This window comes from Moorena sp. SIO3H5, from assembly GCF_010692395.1.
Classification (GTDB): Bacteria; Cyanobacteriota; Cyanobacteriia; order Cyanobacteriales; family Coleofasciculaceae; genus Moorena.
Window position 1 is genome coordinate 1 of the sequence record NZ_JAAHHS010000315.1, and the last position, 9,128, is coordinate 9,128.

Annotated in this window: 6 protein-coding genes; 5 read left to right on the forward strand and 1 reads right to left on the reverse strand. The window is 44.3% G+C overall.

All coding sequences use genetic code 11. The features are described from left to right. Window positions 1-135 precede the first annotated feature (135 nt). The 5 genes from F6K52_RS26520 to F6K52_RS26540 all read left to right on the forward strand — a co-directional run bounded on the left by F6K52_RS26520 (window position 136) and on the right by F6K52_RS26540 (window position 8,017). Entirely contained in the window at window positions 136-717 is a 582-nt protein-coding gene (locus F6K52_RS26520) for a TetR/AcrR family transcriptional regulator (protein WP_293085352.1), read from the forward strand. Window positions 718-862: 145 nt separating this feature from the next. Then, the gene (cysE, locus tag F6K52_RS26525; protein ID WP_293085355.1) at window positions 863-1,660 is read left to right on the forward strand and encodes a serine O-acetyltransferase; all 798 of its coding nucleotides are present in this window, start codon (window positions 863-865) and stop codon (window positions 1,658-1,660) included. Window positions 1,661-1,824: 164 nt separating this feature from the next. Continuing rightward, window positions 1,825-3,546, forward strand: coding sequence for a hypothetical protein (locus F6K52_RS26530; protein WP_293085358.1), 1,722 nt, complete (start codon window positions 1,825-1,827; stop codon window positions 3,544-3,546). Between the two features lie 207 nt (window positions 3,547-3,753). Beyond that, window positions 3,754-3,963 (forward strand): hypothetical protein, encoded by a 210-nt coding sequence (locus tag F6K52_RS26535; protein WP_293085362.1) that lies wholly within the window; start codon window positions 3,754-3,756, stop codon window positions 3,961-3,963. Window positions 3,964-4,867: 904 nt separating this feature from the next. Next, a complete protein-coding gene (locus F6K52_RS26540) occupies window positions 4,868-8,017 on the forward strand; it encodes a hypothetical protein (protein ID WP_293085365.1) in 3,150 nt (1,049 codons plus the stop codon). 378 nt (window positions 8,018-8,395) lie between these two features. Here F6K52_RS26540 and F6K52_RS26545 read toward each other — a convergent pair. Further along, on the reverse strand, window positions 8,396-9,128 hold a 733-nt coding region (locus tag F6K52_RS26545), incomplete at its 5' end, for a glycoside hydrolase family 9 protein (RefSeq protein WP_293085368.1).

The window sequence follows — 9,128 nt, forward strand, 5'->3', positions numbered from 1 at the left end:
CCCTTTGTGCAGTTCCGACGCCGGAAAATCCCAGCCCGTCTGCTCAGTGCATTTGTACCATACTCGAGACCTCTGATTCAATCCTTCAGCTTTTTCTAACTCGATTTAAAATGGGCGAACCGGGAGTTATAAAGTATGGTGGGAAGAAAACTAGAGTTCGACCGGGAAGAAGCCCTAGAAAAAGCTATGGACTTGTTCTGGTCTAAAGGCTATAATGCTACGGGGCTCAATGACCTGCTCAAGCACATGGGCATTCAACGCCAAAGCCTGTACAACACCTTTGGTAGTAAACATGCTCTGTTTTTGGAGGCAGTACAGCACTATGGACAAACCGTAGTCTGCTGCATTGAGCAACAGTTGAATAAACCGGGCTCTCCCTTAGAAAACATCCGTAATCTAATCAGAGGATTGGCTTCTGAGGCTATCTGTCCCAAATATCGTGGGTGTATGATGGCCAATACTATGATGGAGTTGGCTCCCCATGACCCAGCAGTGGCTAAGATGGTTCAGTGCCTAACCTGGCAGGTGGACAAAGCCCTGGAGCGGACATTGGAAAGGGCTGTGGCCGCTCAGGAGTTGCCAAGGGAGGCTAATCCACGTCAACTAGCTCGCTTTCTGCATCATGTTATATTGGGATTCAATGTCCGAGGAAAAATACATCCAAGTTGTTCTTATCTAGATGACATTCTGGAGGTAGCTTTGTCTGTACTCGAATAATCGGTTCAGAGGTAGCAAAATTTTTTTTGCTCATTTTTTGACTATTCAGTCAAAAACTACCGTGATTTGAGCCGATCACCCCTGCTTAAGTCTGGAAATAATTATCAAAGGCTCAGGAAGTCATACTCATTCAGGAGACATCTAAATGCTACAACCTATTACCTTTAATAGAAGCGAAGACATCAGTAGCAAATCCCAAACCGTTGATGTACCAACAAACCCCGCTGCACCATCTGATGCTTCTTCTAGGTCTACTACTTCCTCCCTTGCTTTTACTTGGTGGCAAACCCTTTGGGCAGATATCGACGTTATTTTCACAAGAGACCCAGCTGCCCGAAATTGGGTAGAAGTACTCTTTTGCTATCCTGGCTTGCATGCTTTAATGCTACATCGAGTTGCTCACTCGTTGTATTCTCGTGAGCTTCCCTTCTTGCCTCGGTTTTTGTCCCATCTGGGGCGGTGGTTAACCGGGATTGAAATTCATCCAGGGGCAACCATTGGCAAAGGTGTATTTATCGACCACGGTATGGGAGTAGTTATTGGTGAAACTGCCATCGTGGGTGACTATTGCTTAATTTACCAGAATGTAACTCTGGGGGGAACGGGCAAGGATAAAGGTAAGCGTCACCCTACCTTAGGTGACAATGTGGTAGTCGGTACTGGAGCCAGTGTTTTAGGCAACATCCGAATTGGCGATCGCTCTCGCATTGGGGCTGGTTCAGTTGTACTGAAAGATGCGCCCGATAACTCCACGATAGTGGGCATTCCAGGTCGGATTGTTTCACAAAAAAGTAACCCCGATCCTCTGGCACACCACAAACTGCCAGATGTAGAGGCTAAGCTAATTCGGACATTGATAGACCGCATTGCTACTTTGGAACAACAGGTGCAGGATTTGAAGGTGCAGGATTTGAAGGAGCGCGAACACACAGCAATTCATTAGACTTCGCGGCAGTTGTCGGGAACAGGGAACAGCGATGCAGCGCGGTCTATTAAGTAATGGGTAATGGGTAATTGGTAATGGGTCAATGATCAATTACCCAACTATACTTGAGATCATTCCCCTATTCACCAATGGTGAGCTAGCAATCATAACAGAGTCTCTGTATGACTATTCCGGTTCCGCCAAGAACTCGTGCTCAAGAATCTCGGGCTGCTATCGAACGGATTTATGTGATCATGCGACATCTATTTATCCGAGGATACTACAAGCCAGGGGGGGCTTCTGGTGCAGCCTTGAGGCAAGCGTTGCTGACTTTGCAACCGGAAATTTATGGTTCCATTGCTGACCCACAGAAAGTGGAATTGAATGGTCTAGTTTATGTGATCGATCGCTTACCCTGCGGCATTGAAATGTGTCGTTTTGTGAAACTGGTGGCAGCAGAAGGGTATAGTCAATCAGGATTTGAGACGATTGTTCCGGCTAAACGTCGCCGTAATTGCTACCGCATTGATCAAGAAACGATGCTGATCGAAATTACCCGAGGGCGTAGCGAGATTTATGACATTCTTACCCATCTGACTTTTATTTATATCGAAGCTAATAAAATTAGAGACCATGCTCTGGAGGAAGGTCAACCTACACGAGAGTGGATAAAGCTCGAAGAAATGGTTACAGCTCAACAATCCCCAGATAATCCTAAGTCGTTGGTTTCAGAAGACCTGGAAGTCCAGCATCGAGCTTTTTCTTATTTAAGTACTCTTTTAGGACGCACGTTTGAAGAAACGAAACACGCTTACCATCGCCTGGCTCAGGGAAGCTCTGATAATAATGGTCTATTTGATATTATTTATTGGCTGGGTCGAGTGGCCATGGAAGAAGTCCAATCCCAACGCGATCGCAAAATTACTTTCAGTTCCACACTGCGGGAGCGGATTGGACATCATATCCACGGGGCGCAGTGGGCAACTGATATTAAAGGCTTTGTTTTAGAAAAAAACTTATGGGAGCGCCCACTCCATATTATTAGTGCGAATTTGCATAGCGTGATGAATTGCTTATTTGCGCCATCAGCACTGAAACACACCTTGGGAGAAGACAAAAAAATTGAGGACATTGCCCGTGAGTTAAGTTTGCCAGAAAACGCCCACCTCAACCAAGAGGTTAGAGAGTTTGCCTTACAAAATGGGATGTTTTATCTGGCCGATAGAGCTGGGACAAATATCCACGTGCAAATTTTTGATACGGCTATGTTACCCCTGGCTTTGCTATCCCCTGAATTACCAATTAATCATAACATAATTGAACAAGAAAAGCCAGTTATCTTGGTAATGGATTATGCCTTTGGAGAACAAGCGTTTGAGATTATGGATGAATTACTCAAACCTTATAAAACCGGTGGGCAATCCCAAAAACTTAATGTCAAATCGATTTCGGTAATGGGAAAAGCGGGAATATTGGTGGGACACAAGGGCGACTTAATGCTACCAACGGCACACATTTTTGAGGGAACAGCCGATAATTATCCTTTTGTTAATGAGCTAACTAGTGAAGATTTTCAAGATGATGGCATTCCCATTTATGAAGGAGCATTGGTGACAGTAATGGGAACCTCTTTGCAAAACTCTGATATTTTAGCTTACTTCAAAAGTTCATCGTGGAATGTTATTGGCTTGGAGATGGAAGGGGCACACTTACAAAAGGCAATTCAAGCTGCTTCTATGATCCGAAAGAGTATCGATGAGAAGGTAAGCCTGCGTTATGCTTACTATGCGTCTGATAACCCCTTGTTGACTGGCAGCACCTTAGCTTCCGGGGGATTGGGAACAACAGGTGTGAAGCCCACCTATTTAATCACTATGAAATTTCTTAAGAAAATCCTTGGGTAGTTGATGTAGGGTGGGCAGTGAACCAGACCGATTCACCAAGCCAAAGCCCATGGCTAAGCACTGCCCACCAACGGATTAATCACAATTGATGTAGGGTGGGCAGTCAACCAAACCGATTCACCAAGCCGCGCGATCGCGAAGCGGTTCCTTAGGAACATCGCATTGCTAGGCACTGCCCACCAACGGATTAATCACAATTGATGTAGGGTGGGCAGTGAACCAGACCGATTCACCAACAAGCGCGATCGCGAAGCGGTTCCGAAGGAACATCGCATTACTAGCCACTGCCCACCAACCGGATTAATCACAGTAGATGTAGGGTGGGCAGTGAACCAGACCGATTCACCAACAAGCGCGATCGCGAAGCGGTTCCGAAGGAACATCGCATTACTTGACACTGCCCACCAATCGGGTTAATCACAATTGATGTAGGGTGGGCAGTCAACCAGACCGATTCACCAAGCCAAAGCCCATGGCTAAGCACTGCCCACCAACGGATTAATCACAATTGATGTAGGGTGGGCAGTCAACCAAACCGATTCACCAAGAAGCGCGATAGAATTACTTGGCACTGCCCACCAACCCGGTTAATCACAGTAGATGTAGGGTGGGCAGCTGCTTGACTGACAAAAGTATCAATTAGAAACAATCAAATGCAAGCCAGGAAGGGAATAGGAGGTATTGAGGCGTTGCTGAATTAAGCCAAAGTATTTGTTTAGCATAACAAGTACGGAAGAGCCAGTTTTATCAGTCAACCAGCAACCAGCTATATTACTCTGGCTTTAGTTGAAATCTTCTTTCTCCTGTTGTTGGTGATATTTTAACTTTGCATACAGGCCGTAAAAAGATAAGCAGGTGCACAAAATTAATTACACATTTAACAAAAATCAAAGCCAATCTCTGTAAGGCTTACAGAGATTGGTAGTAGTAAATTAATTTTGTTTAGGTGCTTATTACTTCATAGTTTTTTAAATAAAAAACAAAGTATTTTACAGTATCTTTTAATTGATAATCCGTGGCTTCACTGATGAAGTTACTACTTATACAATTTATAATCATGAATGAACAGTAATAAGATTCGAATATAACAAAATGCCATCAAACCTGTTAATCTAGTGTTATGAACTGAGGAAAACTCTGATCACAGTTATCTCAAAAAAAAACTATGATCATGTATCTTTTCAATCATTCCTCTCTTCGACATTTCGGATTGGATCAAGGAATCGATCCCAAACCCTATAAGAGGATTTCAAGGGTTGATATAACGCTTTGAATCTTCATGTCAAATCAATTCGTGTAGCTCAAAAATCAGGAATAAACAATGGCTGACCATCTAAATAATAAGAACAACAATAAGTCCTACGGAAACGGAAATAACACCGTTTATGCAAAAGGCGGTAATGACACTGTAAGAGGTGGTAAGGGTAACGACAAGCTCTATGGTGACAGTGGCAACGACAAGCTCTATGGTCAGGACGATAAGGACACCTTATATGGCGGTACTGGTCATGACTATCTAGATGGTGGCGATAATTCCGATGTTTTATATGGAGGAGATGGCTGGGATACACTAAAAGGTGCTACAGGTAACGATAAACTCTACGGTGATAATGGCAATGATATTCTCTATGGACAATCCGGCAACGACACTCTAGAGGGTGGCAGAAATAATGATAGTTTAGACGGTGGCGATGGCAAAGATAGCTTATCCGGAGGTGATGATAACGATACTCTGAGAGGAGGTAACGGCGATGACACCCTGCGTGGAGGTAATGATTATGATTGGCTCTACGGACAGACTGGTAATGATTTGCTCTATGGTGATGCAGGTAATGATTATCTAGATGGTGGAGATAATCAGGATACCCTCTACGGTGGCACCAATAACGACACCCTAAGAGGGGGTGGAGGCAATGACAAGCTCTATGGTGATGAAAATAATGATATTCTCTATGGACAAGATGGAGACGATTCCCTAGAAGGTGGCAGTGGCAATGACACCCTTGATGGTGGAGATGGTTCAGACACCCTGCGTGGAGGACTTAATAGCGACACCCTAAAAGGGGGTAAAGGCAACGATAAGCTCTATGGTGATGAGCATAATGATAAGCTCTACGGCGAAGCTGGAGATGATTCCCTAGAAGGTGGCAGTGGCAATGACACCATGTATGGTGGCTCTGACAGAGATACAATCAGGGGTGGAAGTGACCACGATAGTATATGGGGAGACAATGGTAATGACCGCCTATACGGGGATAGTGGTAGCGATACACTGTGGGGTGGTGATGGTGATGACAAGCTCTATGGTGGTAATGATGCAGATGCATTGCACGGCGATAATAACCGTGACACATTATGGGGTGGTCGTGGAAATGACACTTTGTCCGGTGGTAATAACGATGATAATCTCTACGGCGGCTATGATGACGATGAACTTAAGGGCGGTTCGGGTAATGACTACTTAAATGGCGGCATGGGAAATGACACTATTATGGCTGGTGGTGCTGGCGGTAGTGGTAGTGATGTGTTTGATGGGGGCAGCGATTTCGATTTTGTTGACTATTCTGGCGCAGCCGCTGTTTCAGTCGATTTGATAAATGGCACTGGAAGCGGATCATCCCTTGGTACAGATCAGTTGTCAAATATTGAAGGGGTGATTGGTTCTGGTCAGAACGACACTATTCAAGGAAACAATTTTGCCAACGAGCTGAAGGGTGAGAATGGTGCTGACGACCTCAATGGAGGAGGTGGTAATGACACTGTGTATGGTGGACATGGTAATGATACCATCAATGGTGCTGCTGGTCACGATAGTCTCGATGGTGGTCTCAGTAACGATCTCATAACTGGCTTGTGGGGTAATGACACAATTGATGGTGGAGATGGATATGATGTATTCGAGGAAAAAGAATACACCAGCAACAAAAGTAGTGCTGATTTTGTTCTCACCAGCAATTCTTTAACAAGTGTTGATGGAACAGGAACCGATACCTTTAGCAATATTGAGGAAGTTCGACTGTACAGCGGTTCAGGAGACAACAAATTTACCAACAACAGTTTTACCGGGTTAAGTGTTGCTGCCTACACTGGAGAAGTTCAGGACTACACTATTGATTCTGGCAGTGGTGATAATGTTTGGACAGTTGCTGGAGACGGAAACGATACCATGACAGGCTTTGACCACATTGCCTTCGATCACGAAGATAATCCCAATGTCAACAGTATCTTTAGTACCGCTCATGGTGCCACTTTCCTTTCCGCAACAGCAGGTGTAGATAATGGCATTCATACTGTAACAGGTGGAAATTATGGCCCCACCAATTACCTGATTGGGATGGAAGGTTCAACCGATCCTACTCTCAGCTTTGACACAGAGAAACTGACCAACTTCCTGGCTGATATTAGCGAAAAAGACAAAAGCATTGAAAAGCAACGCTTAGGTGTAAAGTTAGGTCTTGCTGTTGCCAAAAAAGCTGTTCCCGGTGGCGGAGTAGTTGCTCCAGTTGCTCAAGAATTTGCAGATTACTACTACTTTGATCAGGAAGAAGCTGATGCTGAAGCACGGAAAATTGAAAATGCCCTGAGTGATGAAAATTATGCACCGGACAGTTGGATCGATTTTGCTCAACCCAATCGGGATATGATTGAGATTACGGACTTCCAAATTGGTGTCGATACAATTGTTCTACCTTCTGTTACCGATGACTCCAATGTCTACTATAAAATGACAGGAACAACTGGCGGGGTAACTGTTTCCATCAAAATTGGGACAAATGAAGCAGAAGATTTTCTCTTTATCAAGAATAACTACAGCGGCGAATACGGCATGGATGATGCAGAGTTTGCTGATATTATTCTGGATTTAGCTCAGGGAAGTGATGGCAACTACAATGGCTCAACAATTTCAACATTCAAACAGACAGTAACCTATGTTGATCCGAATGATTTTACAGGAACAAATGGAATTGGTACCTATGCAGGGGATCACATTATAGGGGCAGAATACACTGGAACTTCTGAGGCTGAATATGCAGGGAGCTACACCCTGATTGGAAAGTATGGAGATGATTTGCTTGAAGGTGGTAACAAAGATGACTACCTGTATGGTGGCTATAATAGCAGTAACATCGATGTAACTCCATTCACCTATGAAAATGACGGACATGATGTCTTATTAGGAAATGACGGAAATGACACTTTGACAGGTGGCTCTGGTGATGACGTTTTATACGGGGGCGAAGATGCAGATACCTTTGTATTTGACTCTACAAATGGAATAGACATAATCAGAGACTTCACTGGTTCTGAAGGAGATACCATCAAAATTGATCAATCTGTTTTCGGTATCAGCAGTCTAAGTGATGTTAGCTTCAATTCTTCTACCAATGAGCTATTAGTGAACAACACTGTTATTGCAGAGCTTTTAGATCAGTCTGGCTTCAACCTTGCTACAGATGTTTCCTTGTTCTAGAGAATTATCTGAGGTGAGTCCTAAAAAGTAAAAGACCAAGTCATTCCCGCACTAGTAGGAATCCGGGCGATCGCTGACATCACCCCGGTCTTTTCCAGAAATCACCATTACTGCAACAACATAAATCGGATGGACTATGGCATAACCAGTCCATCCGATTTGTTGATTACAGCCACTGTAAGGATTCAGGCTGCTTGACTGACAAAAGTATCAATTAGAAACAATCAAATGCAAGCCAGGAAGGGAATAGACTGAGGTACACATTATTTTTCCCTCTTGCCTTTTGCCTCTTGCCTCTTGCCTTTTGCCTCTTGCCTCTTCCCAGATCCGCTGTTCCCTAAAATCTATAAATTGTGTACCTCACAAGTTGTATAATTGCTATATTAACTCAGTGATCGGATCTACTGTAGACAGTATTGGTTCAACGTTAGAACCCAGACTGAGTTGATTCTGTTCACGGTACATACGGGCAAGAGCACCAGTGAAGCCAGCGTTGTAGTCAAGAGCGACTTCATTAATGGCATAGTTAGTTCGATCATCGACATAGGCATTATCGTCTGGTTCAGAGGGACCACCCACCAATGCACCATAGAGAATGTTGAGGTTGTCTGTTGGTGATTCGATGTCATTGGTGGTTGAACCATGGGCTCCACGATGGTGGGGATTCTTGGGAGAATTGTGGCCAAAACCGACGACATAACTGAAATTGTTGGGATTATCCCCAAGAATGTAGTCAATTTGATCAGCCGCGAAATCGGAGTAACGACCATTACCATCATTAACGGTATCACTATAAATACCAGCAAGGAAAGCGGTATTGGCAGCATATCGTAGGGAACCCCAGTCATTGAACCAAGCTAGTCCACCGTCAGTATATTCGATACCTTCACCACTGTCGTCACTCCAGTAGTCCAGCCAGCGTTCTACTTCGATACGGTACCTATCCTGGTCAGTTTCTTGAGCAAGGAGGATGCCAGTACCATAGACTTTTTGATCCCAGGATTGAGTCTGAGTCGGATCAATACCTAGATAGTAACTTTCGGCTTTATCCAAGTAGGTCTGGTCACCGGTTGCTTTGTACAGCCAAGTTGCAGACCAAGCCAGTTCGTCT

What these genes read in the sequence shown, in the direction of transcription:
- cysE (WP_293085355.1), top strand. Translation starts at nt 863, where the DNA reads ATGCTACAACCTATTACCTTTAATAGAAGCGAAGACATCAGTAGCAAA.
- F6K52_RS26520 (WP_293085352.1), top strand. Translation starts at nt 136, where the DNA reads ATGGTGGGAAGAAAACTAGAGTTCGACCGGGAAGAAGCCCTAGAAAAA.
- F6K52_RS26540 (WP_293085365.1), top strand. Translation starts at nt 4,868, where the DNA reads ATGGCTGACCATCTAAATAATAAGAACAACAATAAGTCCTACGGAAAC.
- F6K52_RS26530 (WP_293085358.1), top strand. Translation starts at nt 1,825, where the DNA reads ATGACTATTCCGGTTCCGCCAAGAACTCGTGCTCAAGAATCTCGGGCT.